The sequence below is a fragment of the Trinickia sp. genome (assembly GCF_036503415.1).
Taxonomy (GTDB): domain Bacteria; phylum Pseudomonadota; class Gammaproteobacteria; order Burkholderiales; family Burkholderiaceae; genus Trinickia.
On record NZ_DASXWY010000005.1, the window covers coordinates 98882 to 115644 of the forward strand.

Genomic DNA, 16763 nt, shown 5'->3' on the forward strand with positions numbered 1-16763 from the left:
CACGCCCTTTCACAACGATCCCGAACTTTCCATGGCAGCGAACCAACCTACCCTCGCCACGGCCACGCCGAGTCGCTTCGCGCCGGGCCGCACCCGCGACATCATCTGCCTCGGCCGGCTCGCGGTCGATCTCTACGCTCAACAGATCGGCGCGCGACTGGAAGACGTGTCGAGCTTCGCCAAATATCTCGGCGGCTCCTCGGCCAACATTGCCTTCGGCTGCGCCCGGCTCGGCCTCGCCTCGGCGATGCTCGCACGCGTCGGCAACGACCATATGGGCCGTTTTCTGACCGAAACGCTCGCGCTCGAAGGCTGCGACGTCAGCCACACGCGCGTCGACACGGATCGGCTCACCGCGCTCGTGCTGCTCGGTCTGAAGGACCGCGATACGTTTCCGCTCATCTTTTATCGCGAAAACTGCGCCGATATGGCGATCGACGAAAGCGACTTCGACGAGGCATTCATCGCCTCCAGCAAGGCGCTCCTAATCACGGGCACGCATTTCTCGACCGAGCGCGTCAATCGCGCGAGCCGCCGCGCGCTCGATTACGCGCGCCGCAATCAAGTCCGCACGGTGCTCGATATCGACTATCGGCCGGTGCTTTGGGGCCTCACGGGCAAAGCGGACGGAGAAACGCGCTTCATCGCGAACGAGAGCGTGACCGCGCACTTGCAGCGCATCCTGCCGCTTTTCGATCTCGTCATCGGCACGGAGGAGGAGTTCCGCATCGCCGGGGGCAAGCATGAACTCGTCGATGCGCTGGCGATGGTGCGCGCGGTCACGAGCGCCACGCTGGTCGTCAAGCGCGGGCCGCTCGGCTGCACGATCGTCGATGGGGCCGTGCCCGCATCGATCGACGATGCGCCGACTTATCGCGGTGTAGAAGTGGAAGTCCTCAACGTGCTCGGCGCGGGGGATGCGTTCGCCTCGGGCTTTCTGTCCGAATGGCTGCGCGACGCGCCGTTCGAGCGCTGCGCGCAGACCGCCAACATCTGCGGTGCGCTCGTGGTGGCGCGCCACGCGTGCGCCCCGGCGATGCCCACGCCAGCCGAGATCGCCTACTTCCGCGAAGCCGCCGCGCAGGACCCGGCCCGCATGCGCCGCCCCGATCGCGATGCCGCCCTCTCGCGGCTGCATCGCGTCAGCGTCAAGCGCACGCCGCGCGATGAAGTCCTGGGCTTTGCCTTCGATCATCGAAATCAGTTCTTCGAGCTGGCGCAGCAAACCGGTGCCGACGAGACGCGCATCGCCGCGCTCAAGCAGCTTTTCGTGCAAGCCGTCGCGCTCACCGAGAAAAGCCTCGCGCTCGAGGGACGCATCGGCGTGCTCATCGACGATCGCTACGGGCAGGATGCGCTGAACGCGGCAACGGGCCGCGGCTGGTGGATCGGTCGTCCGGTCGAGCTGCCGGGGTCGCTCCCGCTTGTCTTCGAGCACGGCCGTTCCATCGGCACGACGCTCGCAAGCTGGCCGCGCGAGCACGTCGTCAAGTGCCTCGTCCAGTACCACCCCGACGCGCCGATGGACGAACGCATCGAGCAGGAAGCGCAGCTGCGCGCGCTTTATGACGCGGCTCAGGCCAGCGGACACGAGCTATTGCTCGAAGTCATCCCGCCGAAGCGCGCCGCGCTCCCCGACGCGCCCGACACGGTCTACCGCGCGCTCAAGCGTCTCTACAACCTAGGCATTCAACCCGAATGGTGGAAGCTCGCGCCCATGACGGCCGTGCAATGGCAAGCGATCGACGCGCTCATCGCCGAGCGCGATCCTTACTGCCGCGGTGTCGTGCTGCTCGGCTTGTCGGCTGGCGTCGAGCAGTTGGCGGAGGGCTTTCGCGCCGCTGCCGCGTCGACGGCCTGCAAAGGCTTCACGGTCGGGCGCACGATTTTCCACGAGCCGAGTCGCGCCTGGCTCGCAGGGGAGATCGGCGACGACGCCTTGATCGCGAACGTACGCGAAAGATTCGAAACATTGATCGGCGCATGGCGCGCGGCGCGTGCGAATGCCACGCCGCATGCGTCGACCGCAAACTCGGAGGCCGCGTGATGAATGCACCCGAAAACGCTCCCGACCCGAACCTCGCTCGGCACGCCGGTACGGGTGCTACCGTCCGTCTCACCGCCGCGCAGGCACTCGTCAGGTTTCTCGCTGCGCAGCGCGTGTCGATCGACGCCGACGACGGCCAGACCGAGACCGTGCCGCTTTTCGGCGGCGTATTCGCCATCTTCGGCCACGGCAATGTAGCCGGCGTCGGTGAGGCGCTCTATCAGCACCGCGAAGTACTGCCCACCTATCGCGCACACAACGAGCAAGCGATGGCGCATGCGGCCATCGCCTATGCGAAAGCGCATTTTCGCCGCCGCATGATGGCCGTGACGACCTCGATCGGACCGGGCGCGACGAATCTCGTCACGGCGGCGGCGCTCGCTCATGTCAATCGATTGCCCGTCCTGCTGCTGCCCGGCGATATCTTCGTCTCGCGCGCACCGGACCCGGTGCTGCAGCAGGTCGAGGACTTCCACGACGGCGGCGTCTCCGCCAATGACACGCTCAAACCGGTATCGCGATACTTCGATCGCATCGTCCATCCGGCGCAACTGCTGACCGCTCTGCCGCGTGCGCTGCGCGTGCTGACCGACGCCGCGCTGTGCGGCCCCGTCACGCTCGCGATGCCGCAAGACGTCCAGGCTATGGCATACGATTTCCCGGTCGATTTCTTCGCGACGCGGCTGGTCACGTTCCACTCGCCGGCCCCGAGCGCCGCGGAACTGGATGCCGCGCTCGCAGCCTTGCAACGCGCCACGAACCCGATGATCATCGCCGGCGGCGGTGTGCTCTACAGCCGCGGTGCCGCCGCCGCGCTCGCGGCGCTGGCCGAACGGCACGGCATCCCGGTTGCGGAGACGCAAGCCGGCAAAAGCACGCTGCCTTGGGATCATCCGCTCAATGTCGGTGCGATCGGCGTCACGGGCTCGAGCGCCGCCAACGCGCTCGCGCACGAAGCCGATTGCGTGCTGGCCATCGGCACGCGCCTGCAGGACTTCACGACGGGCTCGAACACGCTCTTCACGCAAGCCGAAGTGGTCTGTGTCAACGCGAATATGTTCGATGGGATCAAGCATCGCGCGGCGCCTGTCATCGCCGACGCCTGCGCGGCAATCGACGCGCTCGCGGCTTGTCTCGGGTCATGGCGGGCGAGCACGGCCTGGACCGAACGCGCACGCCAACTGGCCGGCCAATGGCGAGACACGGTTACGCAGCGCACCCATGCGGAGCCCGTAGCGGGCAAACTGCCGTACGACGCCGACGTCATCGGCGCTGTCCAGCGCTCGTCCGCCCGCTCGGCAGCCGAGGATATCGCGGTATGCGCGGCGGGAACGCTGCCGGCCGAATTGCATAAGCTTTGGCGGGCCGCACGCCCGGGCGGCTATCACGTCGAGTATGGCTATTCGTGCATGGGCTACGAAATCGCCGGTGGCCTCGGGGTGAAGCTGGCCAGGCCGCAGCGCGAAGTGATCGTTCTCGTGGGCGATGGCAGCTATCTGATGATGAACAGCGAGATCGCCACGTCCGTGATGCTGGGGGCCAAGCTCATCGTCGTCGTGCTCGACAATCGTGGCTACGGCTGCATCAACCGGCTGCAGCAAGCCTGCGGCGGCGCGCCGTTCAACAACCTATTCGACGATTGCCTGCAAGGCCCGCTGGGCGCACCTGCGATCGACTTCGCCGCTCACGCGCGGTCACTGGGCGCGCATGCCGAACACGTGGCCGACGTGGCCGGCCTCGAAGCGGCGCTCGCGCGCGCACGTGCGGCCGATCGAACGACGGTGCTCGTCATCGACACCGATCCGTCCCGCACGACCGACGATGGGGGCTGGTGGTGGGAAGTCGCCGTGCCGGCCGTATCCGAGCGCGAGGCGGTACGCGCAGCGCGCGCCGACTACGAAGCGCAGCTCGCGGCACGCGGCACGCGCTAAAAGTTGAGTTGCGACTGGCGGCAGCCAGGCGCAAAGACAGATTACACATCGAGGATCAGCATGAGTGCTTTCGAAGTCCGCATCGGCATCAATCCGCTGTCGTGGATGAACGACGACCTCCCCTCGCTGGGGGGCGAAACGCCGCTCGAAGTCGCCCTGACGGAAGGCCGGCAGATCGGCTACGAGGGGTTCGAACTCGGCAACAAATTTCCGCGCGAACCGCAGGCCCTGAAGGCACTGCTTGCGCAATACGACCTCTCGCTCGTCTCGGGGTGGTATTCGGGCCGGCTCGCGCAACGCAGCGCGGAAGAAGAAATTGCCGCCGTCGGACCGCACCTCGAACTGCTCGCGAAAAACGGCGCGACGGTGATGGTCTACGGCGAAGTCGCCGACACGATCCAAGGCTCGCCGCTACCGCTTTTTCAGCGGCCGCGGTTCTTCACCGAGGCGCAATGGAGCACCTACGCCGAACGGCTCGAGCGCTTCGCGCGTTACACCCTTTCGCAAGGCGTGCGCGTCGCTTATCACCATCACATGGGGGCCTATGTCGAAACGCCGGCCGATGTCGATGAACTGATGAAGCGCACGACGGATGCCGTCGGCTTGCTGCTCGACACGGGCCATATCACGTTCGCGGGAGGCGACCCGCTCGCGCTGCTGGAACGGTACGCCGCGCGCGTTTGCCACGTGCACTGCAAGGATGTCCGCCCCGACGTCGTCAAGCTCGCCCGCAATCGCGACTGGAGCTTCCTCGAAGCGGTCATCAACGGCGCGTTCACGGTGCCGGGAGATGGCGCGGTCGATTTCGCGTCGGTGATCGGCAAGCTCAGGGAGATCGGCTATCGCGGCTGGCTCGTCGTCGAAGCCGAGCAGGATCCCGTCATCGCGCCCAGCTATGCGTACGCCGAAAAAGGATACCGGACGCTGCGCGCGCTCGTCGATGCGCCATCGATCGCACCGAACGCCCCCACTACCAGGGAGATCGCCTGATGAGCCTGCTCGTGAAAGCCCAACGCGAGGGCTCGACGATCGCACGCGTAACCCCCGAATCGGCCGGCTGGCGTTATGTCGGCTTTGCCGCCCACAGATTGAGCGAGGGCGAGGCACTCGACGTTCATGAAGCGGCGCGCGAAGTCTGCATCGTCGTGCTGACCGGCACCGTAACGATCGAGGCCGACGGTCAGCGGTTCTCGAGCATCGGTACGCGCGCCAGTGTTTTCGAGGACGCCTCCCCCTACGCGCTGTACCTCCCGCCCGGCAAGCGCGCGACGGTGCGCGCCGAACGCAGCGCGGAAATCGGCGTCGCAAGCGCGCCGGGTACGGGCCGCTACCCCATGCGTTTGATCGAGCCGTCGCAGATGAAGCGTTCCGTTCGCGGCAAAGGACTCAATACGCGCTATGTTTGCGACATCCTGCCGCAAACCGAGCCCGCCGAATCACTGCTCGTCGTCGAAGTGCGCACGCCGGGCGGGCACGCATCGAGCTATCCGCCGCACAAGCATGATGCCGACAACATTCCGCTCGAAAGTTCGCTCGAAGAGACGTATTACCATCGGCTCGATCCGCCGCAAGGGTTCGCGTTCCAGCGCGTCTATACGGACAGCCGCGATATCGACGAATCGATGGCAGTCGAAAATCACGATGTCGTGATGGTGCCGCGCGGCTATCATCCTGTCGTCGTGCCGTACGGATACGACTCCTACTACCTCAACGTCATGGCCGGGCCGCAGCGCGTCTGGCACTTCAAGAACGATCCCGCGCACGAGTGGATCATGACGCGCGACGTTTGAGAAGGTCCGGCATTGTTTCAATGCCGAGTGCACCCGCTGATGCATCGCCAGACGATCGCCGCGCCGCTACAGGTGACGGCGCGGCGATACGCGCGACGGGTGGAGGCTCAAAAGACCCGCGAGCGATTTTCCGCGGATGCCTGCGGCTCGATATCGACGAATTCCATCTTCATCGAGAGCGGTCCTTCGCTCGTGGTCGAATAACGGACCGCGGGCGCGTTGAGGACGCTCTCGTCCGTTACGCCGAGCCATCCCGTTTCCTGCTCTCGCCCAATAGTGGTCTGGTAGCCGCCGGCCGAGCCATAGTCGACGTCGAGCCCGTCGGCAACGATCAGTCCCACTGCGTGGGCGTCGATCTCGCCGCTGTCTTCGGCCGGCACGAAAAGCTCGGCCGAGCGCCCCGGCGGCAACCGGTAGGGCTTCGCCTTCGGGCGACCATCAAGTATCAGAACCTGGTCGTCCCAGTTCGGGTCGCCGGAAATGAAAATGTCGCGGCTCGATTGGTTGCTCACTCGTACGATGGCATCGCTCAAGGTTCGACTCTCCTTTGAAAGCGCCGAACCTCAAAACGAGAACGGCGGAGCTTCGCTACGAAACAGCGCGCATTGATTGGCCATCTGTGCAAATCCGTTCATCGGTGGCGGATAAGGTTCGCCTGCCACGAATCTGCTACCGCTTTGCGCGATCGACTCATAAACGAGCGTCGGCTCGGGGAACTCGGGACTACTGACCGTATTGATTGGATAAGCCATTGCGTGCTCTCCTCAGACTGGACTGGACTGACGCCACTGCACGCGTGCTCCGGGCTGAAGCCGCATCTGCAGAAGCGGGATGATCCTATCCGGGCCGGTATCGGACCGGGCTCGACGCGCACCGACTATCGGACGCTCGGAAGCACGAGGCGCGTCATCGCAATCGAGACCGGCTATCTCGAAGTAAAAGCAGGGAAAGCGGCCGTCGACTCACTGTCCAACCGCGATCCATTCATCGACGATATGCGAGCCCAGCGCTTGCATCGGGCCGTCGAATACGAGGCGCCCATGCCCCATGACGGCAACGCGTCGGGCAATGTCTCGCGCGATAGTGAAGCGCTGCTCGATCAGCAGCACCGCGCCGCCCTCCTCGCCAAGTTCGCACAGGCAGCGCAGCACGTCGGCCACTGCCTGCGGCGCCAGGCCTTCGGTAGGTTCGTCGACGATCATGAGGCGCGGCTCGCCAAGCCATGCCCGCGCAAGCGCCAGCATCTGCTGCTCGCCGCCCGAGAGCCTGCCCGCTTGCGTGCGGCGCCGGGCCGCGAGCATCGGAAACCGGTCATAGGCGCGCTCGAGCGCGGCGCGTATGGCCTGTCGCCGCTTGCCGGGTTTGACGCCGAGCTGCAGATTCTCATCGACGGAGAGTTCGGCAAAGACATCGCGCCGTTCGGCCACATAACCGATCCCGCGCCGGGCGATCTCGAAGGTCGGTTGCGCGATCAGTTCGTCACCGTCGAAGCAAACCGATCCCTCACGCGCGACCAGCCCGACCAGCGCTTTCGCGAACGTCGATCTGCCCGCGCCGTTGCGTCCGACGAGCGCGACGATTTCACCGGCGTCGATGGACAGATCGACGTCGCGAAGCACCTGCATTTCGCCGTAAAAAGCGCGCAACCCGCGCACGGTGAGCAGCGTGCTCATGAGAGTGGCCTGTCGCCGAGATAAGCGGCACGCACGCGCGCATCGGCACGAATCTCGTCCGGCGTGCCGCTCGCCACGATGCGCCCCTGCACGAGTACCGAGATGCGATCGGCCAGGCCGAACACGGCCTCCATATCGTGCTCGATCATGAGGAGGGTTTTGCCCGCGCTCGCCGTGCGCAGCAGCGCAATGGCCCGGCGCGCTTCCTCGCGGTTCAAGCCCGCAGTCGGCTCGTCGACGAGCAGTGTCGTCGCGCCGCTCGCCAGCGCAATGCCGAGATCGAGCGCGCGCGCGTCGCCATAGCTGAGCGCCGCCGCAGGCGCATCGGCATGGCCGCTCAACGCGAGCGCCTCGAGCACTTCCCACGCACGCCGGTCGACCTCGCGCGAGCCGGCAAGATAGCGCCGCCAACCCAGCGAGCAGGCGCTGCCGCAGCGCACCGCGCAGCGCAGGTTTTCGAGCACGGTCATCCGCTCGAACACACTCGTCGTCTGGAAGCTCCGCGCAAGGCCCCGTCGCGCGATCGCGTGCGCCGCGCGCCCGGTGATATCGGTACCGTCGAGCACGACGCGCCCTCTGTGCGGGCGACGGATGCCGGCAATGACGTCGAATAGCGTCGACTTGCCCGCACCGTTCGGCCCGATCAGGGCGTGGCGCTCCCCGGCCTCGATCGAAAGATCGATACCGCGCAACACCTCGGTCGCGCCGAAGCGCTGCTCGATGCCTGTCAGCGCGAGCGCCGCGCGCATCATGACCGCGCTCCTCGATGCGCCGCCCCGCCGTGCCCGCTCGTTCGCGCGCGCCGCGCATGAAGCGCCGCGATCGCACCGACGCACGCGAGCGCGGCCACGACCGCCCAGGTCATCGGCGAGGCCGCATCGAACCGGTACGCGCCGACGTGCCATTGCCCTCCCGCATCGGCTGCGAATTGACGCGCATAGAGCGTCTCGACAGCGAGCACGCAAGCTGCGAGCGCAGCCAGCCACGCCACGGCACTCGAGAGCGCCGCGCGCACCATGGCGAGCCGTTCGGACCGGCCGAGCGTGGGGAGCCGCCCGATCGCCGCGAAGCCATGGCCGACGATACCGACGATACCGTTGGGTGCGCGCATTACGATCGCCACGAAAATGAGCCCGAGATAGAGCGGCCATGCGCGCGTCACCGACGCCAGCCCGACGCTGAAGCCGGTCAGCACGGCCGCGCCGAGCACCGGTCCGAAAAACGACGCGCTGCCGCCCATCACCGTTGCGATCAGCACGTCGCCCGAGCGGGCCATACTCAGGCCTTCGGACGATGCGACTTCGATGTCGATGAGGGTCAGCGTTCCCGCCACGCCCGCAAAAAACGCGGAGACGACGACCATTGCATAGCGAACACGGCGCGGGTCGGTACCGAGTGCGGACACGCGCCGTTCGTTGTCCCGCACCGCGTTGGCCAGCCGCGCGAACGGTGTGCGCACCAGCGCCGCCATCGCTGCGCAGGCCAGCATGCACCATGCCGCTACCACCGCGTAGGCTTCGCGCGCCGGTCCGAACGTCCAGTGGCCCCAGGCCGGTCCGGCCGCACGATCGATGACAACGCCGGCGGCGTCGCCGAAACCGGTCGGCGCCGCCCAGACGACAGCGAGCGCCAGCTCGCCGATCCCGAGCGTGATCATGGCAAACGCGGTGCCGGCCCGGCGTGTCGCGATGAAGCCGAATGGCACGGCCAGTGCGGCACCGGCCATGCCGCCGACGAGCGGCAGGTAGGGCAAGGCGATCCCGTAACGGTTGAAGGCCTGCGCGGCCACGAATGCCGCGAGCCCTGAATAGGCCGCGTGACCAAACGAGAGCAAGCCCGTCTCACCGAGCAGCAGGTTGTAGGACAGCGCGAGGACGATCATCGCCGCGGTTTGCGCGAGATAGGCAAGGAGCCCTCGATACTCGGCCGTGAGCGCCAGCGGCGCGGCGAGAAAGGCGACAAGCACGACCCACGGGGCGAGCGCGCGTAGGGCGCGCGATGCGGGACGCTGCGGGGCACTCATCGGCTCATGCGGCATCGCCGCGCGTTCCGGCGATCCCTCGCGGGCGGCATACGAGCATCGCCACGAGCAGCAGGTACGGCACGAGCGGCGCAAGCTGGGCGAGCGTCAGCGCCCCCCACCGTGAAGGCAAAGCGAGCCCGGCCGCATCGGCGAGCGCGGCGAGCCGCCACGGGCTGGCAGCCGCGAAAGTCTGAAGACAACCGATCAGGACAGAGGCCGCGAGGGCGCCGCCGATCGAGCCGAGCCCCCCAACGATGACGACGACGAAGACGATCGATCCCATCGACTCGGCCATCCCCGGCTCGACGACGAAAAGCGGTGCACCGACGACGCCGGCCAGCGCGGCGAGGCCCGTGCCCAGTGCAAAAACGAGCGTGCCGATACGCGGCACATCGTGGCCCAGTGCTTCCACGGCCTGCCGCGCGCCAAGCGCGGCGCGCAGGACGAGGCCGGTCCGCGAAAGATGCAGGACGGCGTAAAGCAGCGCGAGCATGACGAGCGCCGTCGCCATCACGAACGCGCGATAGCGAGGGAAAGCGGCCGAGTCGAATACGAACAACGGCGCATCGAGTACCGCGGGCACCGGGGCCGCGAGCGTGCCGGGTCCCCAAATGAATTTGACGGCTTCCCCAAGAAGATAGGCGAGCCCGAACGTCAGCAGCAATTCGTGCAACGCGCCTTGAGCGCGCACGTGACGCAGCAATAGCCGCTCGACGAGCGCACCGGCCGCGCCCACGACGGCGGGTGCCGCAACGATCGCAACCCAGAAGCTCCAATGGGCACCGATTGCCGCGCCGACATACGCGCCGAGCATGTAAAAGCTTGCATGCGCGACGTTGAGGACGCCGAGAAAACTGAAGATCAGCGTCAAGCCCGACGAAAGCATGAAAAGCAGCAGCCCGTAGCTGATGCCGTTCATGGCATCGACGATGAATGTGCTCATGATGCCGCGGACGTCACTGCCCCGGCCTGTCCACGAACTCGAACGGCAGGCCCCGCCGGCGCATCCATTCGGCCAGGGCCTGACCGGTCCCCGCACGCCATGGACGCAGCTTCGCGGGCTCGACGAGCCGATATTCGAGCAGCTCCGGCGACAGCGAAATCGTTCCGTGGGCCTGCACGTGATACGCGATGATGAGCTCGTTCTTTCGAATGAATTCATAGACGCCGATCAGCTCGGTCGTCTCGGCATGCAGCGACGTTTCTTCGCGCACTTCCCGCGCAATTCCGGCTTCAGGCGTCTCGCCGTTTTCGAGAAAACCAGTGATCAAGGCAAACACGCCCTCCGCCCAGGCCGCATTGCGGGCGAGCAGAATTTTGCCTTCGTACTCGACGATTGCCGCGACGACAGGCACCGGGTTGTGCCAGTGAACGAACCCGCAGTCCCCATCGGGACAGACGCGGCGCGTGCGGCCACCCTCCTCGGCAGCATCGTCGCGCTCGACGAGCGGCTTCGTGCAATGCGGGCAGTATCGATAATCGCTGGAAACGTTCATGGATGGCGCGGAATGTGACTGCCGGCCAGGGCCGGAACGCGCACATTCTAACGGCTTTGCTTTTCGCGCGCGGCGCCCGTGCTCCACATCGCCAATACCGCGAGCCCCACGGCGCCGGCAACGAGCAGGCCGGCAGCCAGCCAAAGCGCCGGCGAGAACGAGCCGACGCGCGCCGCAATCGGCGCGGCCACGAGCGGCCCGACGATCTGTCCAAGGCCGTAGGCCGCCGTCGCATAACCCATCAGTCCCGCGGCGCGCTCCCCCTTCAGCCGGCGCGCCTCGCGCATCGCAAAAAGCGTGATGGCCGTGAACGGGAATCCGATCAGGATGCTGCCGAGCGCAAAGCCCGCGACGTTCGGAAACACGATGCCAAGCGCAATACCGGCCGCTTGCAGCAGATAACAGACGGCGAGCAGGCTCCGGTTGTCCCACGCGGGCGGCACCCGCGCGGCGAGCAGCGCGCCCGGAATCAATGCGGCGCCGAACATCGGCCAGAACAGGTCGGGCCACGCCGAGCCGGGCAACGCGTGACGGGCGATAACGGGCAAAAACGTCGCGGTGATGATGTAGCCGAAGCCCGGCAACCCATAGAGCAGCACGAGCCACGCGCCTTGCGCACGGGCGCGCGGCTCGGATGGAACATGCGCATCGGCCGCCCCCCTCGCAGCCGGTGCGGCGCCTGCCTTCGCCGAGGAGGCGTGGGCCGCGCCGTCGTCGGCAAACGTGCGCCAGATCGGAACCGCGAACACGGCGCAGAGCACCCCGAAACCGATCCACCCGGCCGCCGCCCCATAGCGGGCGAGCAGGCCCGCAAAAAGCCCCGTGACGACAATGCCGATGCCCGGCCCCGTATAGATCAGCCCGCCCCACGCGTGCGCACCGCGCCGCGCCAGGCGCGCCAGCCCCCACTGCGAGGCGAACACGAACGTCCAGGCGCTCACCGCCCCGGCCGCGAAACGAATCGCTGCCCAGACCCAGAACGCGTCGACGAGGCCCATCGCGCACGTGAGAACGACAGTCGCCGCGAGCCCCGCGCGGACCACCCGCCCCGGCTCGACGCGCAGCGCCGCGCAAGTGAGCGCGCCGACGAAATAGCCGGCGTAATTCGCCGATGCCAACCAGCCGCCTCCGCGCAGATCGAGCGCGCCGCCATGCAGCATCAGCGGTAAAAGCGGCGTGAAAGCGAAACGTCCCACCCCCAACGCGACAGCCAGGACGACCATACAGGCGAGCGCCACCCGCGCGGGGCTGGGCTGAGCGGCAACCGACGGAGTGTAGGTTCGTGGCACGGAATGGCTCATGGCGATAGGGGTGGCGCGCGGCGGTTCGGACAGGAAAATCATAGCTTGACCGTTCGTTCTCGAAAAATGAATAATTACGAACGCTATCATCTTCGAGAGAGAACTATGGATCTCGCTGCGCTGACCGTCTTTCGCGCGGTCGTCCGGGAAAACGGCGTCACGCGCGCCGCGATGAAGCTCAACCGCGTGCAGTCGAACGTCACGACGCGGGTCAAGCAATTGGAGGCGGAGCTCGGCACACCGCTGTTCGTGCGCGATGGGCGCAGGCTCGTCCTGACGCCGGCCGGCGAAACGCTGCTGCCGTACGCCGAACGGTTGCTCGCGCTGGCCGACGAAGCCCGTCAGGCGCTCGTCGACGATAAGCCTCGTGGGCGATTGTCACTGGGTACGATGGAAAGCACCGCGGCAACGCGGCTGCCGAGCTTGCTCGCGAGCTATCACCAGCGGTGGCCCGACGTAGCGCTCGAACTGACGACGGCCACGACGGGCTGTCTGCACGAACGGCTCGTGAAATTCGAAATCGATGCGGCATTGATGGCGCGGCCACCCGAGCCGGGCATGCTCGACGAATCGCTCGACAGCGTCCCCGTCTTTCAGGAGTCGCTCGTCATGCTGACGCCGCGCGGCCATCGGCCGATTCGGCAAGCGTCCGATATTGCGCTGTCGACACTCGTCGCGTTCGAGCGCGGCTGCTCGTATCGCGAATATATCGAGCGATGGTACGCCGGTCACGGCATTCGCCCGGCCCGTGTGCTCGAACTCGGCTCATATCATGCGATCGTGGCCTGCGTGGCCGCGGGCGCGGGTGTGGCCGTCGCCCCACGCTCGGTGCTCGAACTGCTGCCGCGCGGTGCGGACGACGTGGCGGTCCATGCGCTCGACGAACTGGACGCGATCGACACGCTGCTCGTCTGGCGCCGAGGGCAGTGCTCGGCGGCGCTCAAGGCGCTGCGCGAGCTGCTGCTCGCCGCGCGATCGAGCGCCGCGGCGATCAAAGCTGAGCGCGCACCCACCCGGTAACGGCGGCCAGTGCGGCGGGCAGCCCAGCGGGCTCGGTACCGCCGGCCTGCGCCATGTCGGGGCGGCCGCCGCCCTTGCCGCCGACTTGCTGGGCAACGAAGTTGACGAGCTCGCCGGCCTTGACCTTCTTGCTCGCCTCCGGCGTCACGCCTGCGATGAGGCTGACCTTGCCGCCGTCGACGGCGGCAAGCACGACGGCCGCGTGCTTGAGCTTGTCCTTGAGCTTGTCCACGGTCTCGCGAAGCGTTTTGACGTCGGCGCCGTCGAGCGTCGCGGCGAGAACCTGCACGCCGGCGACATCGACGGCCTTCGCCACCAGTTCGTCGCCCTGGCTCGACGCGAGCTTGGACTTCAGCGCCGCGAGTTCCTTCTCGAGCGATTTGACCTGCTCCTGCACTTGCCCGATGCGCTGCGTGAGCTCCGAAGGCTGCGCCTTGAGCGCCGCGGCCGCGGCCGCCACCTGCGCCTCGAGCGTCTGCGTGTAGCGCACGGCGTTATCGCCCGTCAGCGCCTCGACGCGGCGTACACCGGCCGCGACGCCGGTCTCCGCGACGATCTTGAAGAAACCGATATCGCCTGTGCGATGCACGTGCGTGCCGCCGCAAAGCTCGCGCGAAAAACCGAGATCGAGCACCCGCACCTCGTCACCGTATTTTTCGCCGAAAAGCGCCATGGCGCCGCCCTTCACCGCTTCGTCGAATGGCATGACGCGTACGACGCCGGGCGCGTTGGCGAGAATTTCCGCATTGACGATGTCTTCGACACGGCGGATTTGGTCGTCCGTCAACGGCGCGTTATGAACGAAGTCGAAACGCGTTTTGTCGGGATCGACGAGGGAGCCTTTTTGTTGCACGTGCGCGCCGAGCACTTCACGCAACGCCTTGTGCATCAGGTGCGTCGCCGAATGGTTGCGCGCGGTGCGTGCGCGGCGGATCGCGTCGATCTCGGCCTTGACGACGTCGCCCACCTTCAGCGTGCCCTGCTCGAGCGTGCCATGATGGCCGATCACGTCGGCCTGGACCTTGAGCGTATCGAGCACTGCGAAGCGCACGCTGGCGTTGGCAATGACGCCCGTATCGCCCACTTGACCGCCCGATTCCGCATAAAACGGCGTGTGATCGAGCACGACGACGGCCTGCTGCCCAGGGGCGACCTGCGTGACGGCCGAGCCGTCGACATAGAGCGCGACGACTTTGGCGTCGTCGAAGATCTGTTCCTCGTAGCCGTGGAACGTCGTCTTGGCGCCCGAGTATTCGAGACCTTGCGCCATCTTGAACTTGCCGGCCGCGCGAGCCTGCTCGCGCTGGCGCGACATCGCTTCGTCGAACGCGGGTTCGTCCACCGTCACGTCGCGCTCGCGGCAGACATCGGCCGTCAGATCGAGCGGAAAGCCATAGGTATCGTGGAGCTTGAAAGCGACTTCGCCATCGAGCGTCTTCCCGCCCTTGGACGCGAGATCGGCCAGCGCCGATTCGAGGATCGACATGCCGTGCTCGATCGTCTCGAAAAAGCGCTCTTCTTCCTGGCGCAGCACGTCCGTCACGCGTGCTTGCGCATCGGCGAGCTCGGGATAGGCGGCTCCCATCTCTTTGACGAGATCGGCTACGAGCTTGTGGAAGAACGGCCGCTTGCAGCCGAGCTTGTAGCCATGGCGGATGGCGCGGCGCACGATCCGACGCAGCACGTAGCCGCGGCCCTCGTTGCCCGGAATCACGCCGTCGACGATCAGGAACGAACACGCGCGAATATGGTCGGCGATAACCTTCAGCGAATTGTTGCCGAGATCCGCCACGCCCGTTTCGCGCGCGGCCGCCTTGATGAGCGCCTCGAAGAGGTCGATCTCGTAGTTGCTGTGGACGTGCTGCAGCACCGCCGCAATGCGTTCGAGGCCCATGCCCGTGTCGACACAGGGCTTGGGCAGCGGCGTCATGTTGCCCTGAGCGTCGCGGTTGAACTGCATGAACACGAGGTTCCATATCTCGATGTAGCGGTCGCCGTCTTCCTCGGGCGATCCGGGCGGGCCGCCCCAGACTTCGGGACCATGATCGTAGAAGATCTCCGAGCAGGGGCCGCACGGGCCCGTGTCCGCCATCTGCCAGAAGTTGTCCGAGGCGTAGCGGGCGCCCTTGTTGTCGCCGATGCGGATGATGCGCTCGCGCGGCACGCCGAGCTCATCGGCCCAGATGCCGTAGGCCTCGTCGTCCTCCTGATAGACCGTGACCCAGAGTTTGTCCTTCGGCAGCCGGTAGACTTCGGTCAGGAGTTCCCAGGCGTAACGGATTGCGTCGCGCTTGAAATAGTCGCCAAACGAGAAATTGCCGAGCATCTCGAAGAACGTATGGTGCCGCGCCGTGTAGCCGACGTTTTCGAGGTCGTTGTGCTTGCCGCCCGCGCGCACGCTGCGCTGGGCCGTCGTGGCGCGCGTGTAGGGACGCGACTCGGCGCCGAGAAACACGTCTTTGAATTGCACCATGCCCGAATTGGTGAAGAGCAGCGTCGGGTCGTTGCCCGGCACGAGGCTCGACGAGCGGACGATCGTGTGGCCCTTCGATTCGAAGAACTTGAGGAATTTCTCGCGGATTTCGGCGGCTTTCATAAGGGACTGGGGACGTTCTCGATTGGAAACCCGGCGCCCACGCTTGCCGCGGGCGGGCGATTTCGCCTAAACGACCAATTATACGGAAATGTCGCCGGATTGCCCTTGCCAAGGGATGGCGGCGCAGCGGGGCTCGAGTCCGCGACGCCACGAAGCGCTGAACAAAGGCAGTCTGGGCCCGACGCCAAAAACCGCTTAACATGCCAACGACGCCGGCGGCTCATGCCGGCTGCCGATCCAGGGAGACATCGACCGACATGGGAGCGCTCAGTCATATCCGCGTGCTCGACCTCACCCGCGTGCTCGCCGGCCCTTGGTGCGCGCAGACGCTTGCCGATCTCGGCGCCGATGTCATCAAAATCGAACGCCCCGGCACGGGTGACGACACGCGCCACTGGGGCCCGCCCTATCTGAAAACACCCGACGGCACCGATACGCGCGAGGCAGCCTATTACCTGTGCGCAAATCGCAACAAGCGCTCGGTCACGGTCGACATAGCGACACCCGATGGGCAGAGAATCGTTCGGGACCTCGCGGCGCAAAGCGACGTCGTACTCGAAAACTACAAGGTGGGGCAGCTCGCCAAGTACGGACTCGACTACGCCGCGCTCGCGCAGGTCAAACCGAACCTCATCTATTGCTCGGTGACTGGCTTCGGCCAGACCGGCCCACTCGCCGAACGCGCCGGCTACGACTTCATCGTCCAAGGCATGGGCGGCTTCATGAGCGTGACGGGCGAGCGCGACAGCCTGCCCGGCGGCGGGCCGCAAAAAGCCGGCGTGGCCATCGCCGACCTGATGACAGGGATGTATACGACGGTCGCCGTGCTCGCCGCGCTGGCGCATCGCGAGCGAACAGGCATCGGCCAATACATCGACATGGCGCT

At 66.4% G+C, this 16763-nt stretch carries 15 protein-coding genes; 6 read left to right on the forward strand and 9 right to left on the reverse strand.

All coding sequences use genetic code 11. From position 1 onward, the window contains the following. The first annotated feature begins 31 nt into the window (after nt 1-31). The 4 genes from VGL01_RS00735 to iolB are packed head-to-tail and all read left to right on the forward strand — an operon-like array spanning nt 32 to nt 5768. Nucleotides 32-2047, forward strand: a complete 2016-nt coding sequence (locus tag VGL01_RS00735; RefSeq protein ID WP_331566066.1) for a bifunctional 5-dehydro-2-deoxygluconokinase/5-dehydro-2-deoxyphosphogluconate aldolase — start codon at nt 32-34, stop codon at nt 2045-2047. Then, nucleotides 2047-3978 carry a 3D-(3,5/4)-trihydroxycyclohexane-1,2-dione acylhydrolase (decyclizing) gene (iolD, locus tag VGL01_RS00740; RefSeq protein ID WP_331566068.1) on the forward strand — a complete coding sequence of 644 codons (1932 nt, stop codon included), beginning with the start codon at nt 2047-2049 and terminating at the stop codon, nt 3976-3978. The genes VGL01_RS00735 and iolD overlap by 1 nt, the downstream gene beginning before the upstream one ends. Nucleotides 3979-4038: 60 nt before the next feature. Next, nucleotides 4039-4968, forward strand: a complete 930-nt coding sequence (gene iolE / locus VGL01_RS00745; RefSeq protein WP_331566070.1) for a myo-inosose-2 dehydratase — start codon at nt 4039-4041, stop codon at nt 4966-4968. Next, nucleotides 4968-5768, forward strand: a complete 801-nt coding sequence (iolB, locus tag VGL01_RS00750) for a 5-deoxy-glucuronate isomerase (RefSeq protein WP_331566072.1) — start codon at nt 4968-4970, stop codon at nt 5766-5768. The genes iolE and iolB overlap by 1 nt, the downstream gene beginning before the upstream one ends. 107 nt (nt 5769-5875) lie before the next feature. Here iolB and VGL01_RS00755 read toward each other — a convergent pair whose 3' ends face one another. The 8 genes from VGL01_RS00755 to VGL01_RS00790 form a co-directional block, all read right to left on the reverse strand. After that, nucleotides 5876-6301 carry a hypothetical protein gene (locus tag VGL01_RS00755; RefSeq protein WP_331566074.1) on the reverse strand — a complete coding sequence of 142 codons (426 nt, stop codon included), beginning with the start codon at nt 6299-6301 and terminating at the stop codon, nt 5876-5878. A gap of 30 nt (nt 6302-6331) precedes the next feature. Continuing rightward, on the reverse strand, nt 6332-6520 hold the full coding sequence (locus VGL01_RS00760) for a hypothetical protein (RefSeq protein ID WP_331566076.1): 189 nt from the start codon (nt 6518-6520) through the stop codon (nt 6332-6334). Between the two features lie 210 nt (nt 6521-6730). Continuing rightward, entirely contained in the window at nt 6731-7441 is a 711-nt protein-coding gene (locus VGL01_RS00765; RefSeq protein WP_331566078.1) for an ABC transporter ATP-binding protein, read from the reverse strand. Then, nucleotides 7438-8190 (reverse strand): ABC transporter ATP-binding protein, encoded by a 753-nt coding sequence (locus VGL01_RS00770; protein ID WP_331566108.1) that lies wholly within the window; start codon nt 8188-8190, stop codon nt 7438-7440. Before VGL01_RS00770 ends, VGL01_RS00765 begins: the two co-directional genes overlap by 4 nt. Beyond that, complete coding sequence (locus tag VGL01_RS00775; RefSeq protein WP_331566080.1) at nt 8190-9464, reverse strand: branched-chain amino acid ABC transporter permease; 1275 nt, start codon at nt 9462-9464, stop codon at nt 8190-8192. Before VGL01_RS00775 ends, VGL01_RS00770 begins: the two co-directional genes overlap by 1 nt. 4 nt (nt 9465-9468) lie before the next feature. After that, a complete protein-coding gene (locus VGL01_RS00780; RefSeq protein ID WP_331566082.1) occupies nt 9469-10407 on the reverse strand; it encodes a branched-chain amino acid ABC transporter permease in 939 nt (312 codons plus the stop codon). Between the two features lie 13 nt (nt 10408-10420). Then, nucleotides 10421-10960 carry an NUDIX domain-containing protein gene (locus tag VGL01_RS00785; RefSeq protein WP_173254774.1) on the reverse strand — a complete coding sequence of 180 codons (540 nt, stop codon included), beginning with the start codon at nt 10958-10960 and terminating at the stop codon, nt 10421-10423. Between the two features lie 47 nt (nt 10961-11007). After that, entirely contained in the window at nt 11008-12261 is a 1254-nt protein-coding gene (locus VGL01_RS00790) for a YbfB/YjiJ family MFS transporter (protein WP_331566110.1), read from the reverse strand. Between the two features lie 105 nt (nt 12262-12366). Between VGL01_RS00790 and VGL01_RS00795 the strand changes: the two genes are divergently transcribed. Beyond that, nucleotides 12367-13281 (forward strand): LysR family transcriptional regulator, encoded by a 915-nt coding sequence (locus tag VGL01_RS00795; RefSeq protein ID WP_331566084.1) that lies wholly within the window; start codon nt 12367-12369, stop codon nt 13279-13281. Here the strand turns inward: VGL01_RS00795 and alaS are convergent. Beyond that, nucleotides 13253-15877: an alanine--tRNA ligase gene (alaS, locus tag VGL01_RS00800; RefSeq protein WP_331566086.1), complete on the reverse strand. Its 2625-nt coding sequence runs from the start codon at nt 15875-15877 to the stop codon at nt 13253-13255. The genes VGL01_RS00795 and alaS overlap by 29 nt on opposite strands. Nucleotides 15878-16134: 257 nt before the next feature. On the opposite strand from alaS, the gene VGL01_RS00805 reads away from it, so the two are divergent. Next, a partial coding sequence (locus VGL01_RS00805) for a CaiB/BaiF CoA-transferase family protein (RefSeq protein ID WP_331566088.1) occupies nt 16135-16763 on the forward strand: 629 nt, incomplete at its 3' end.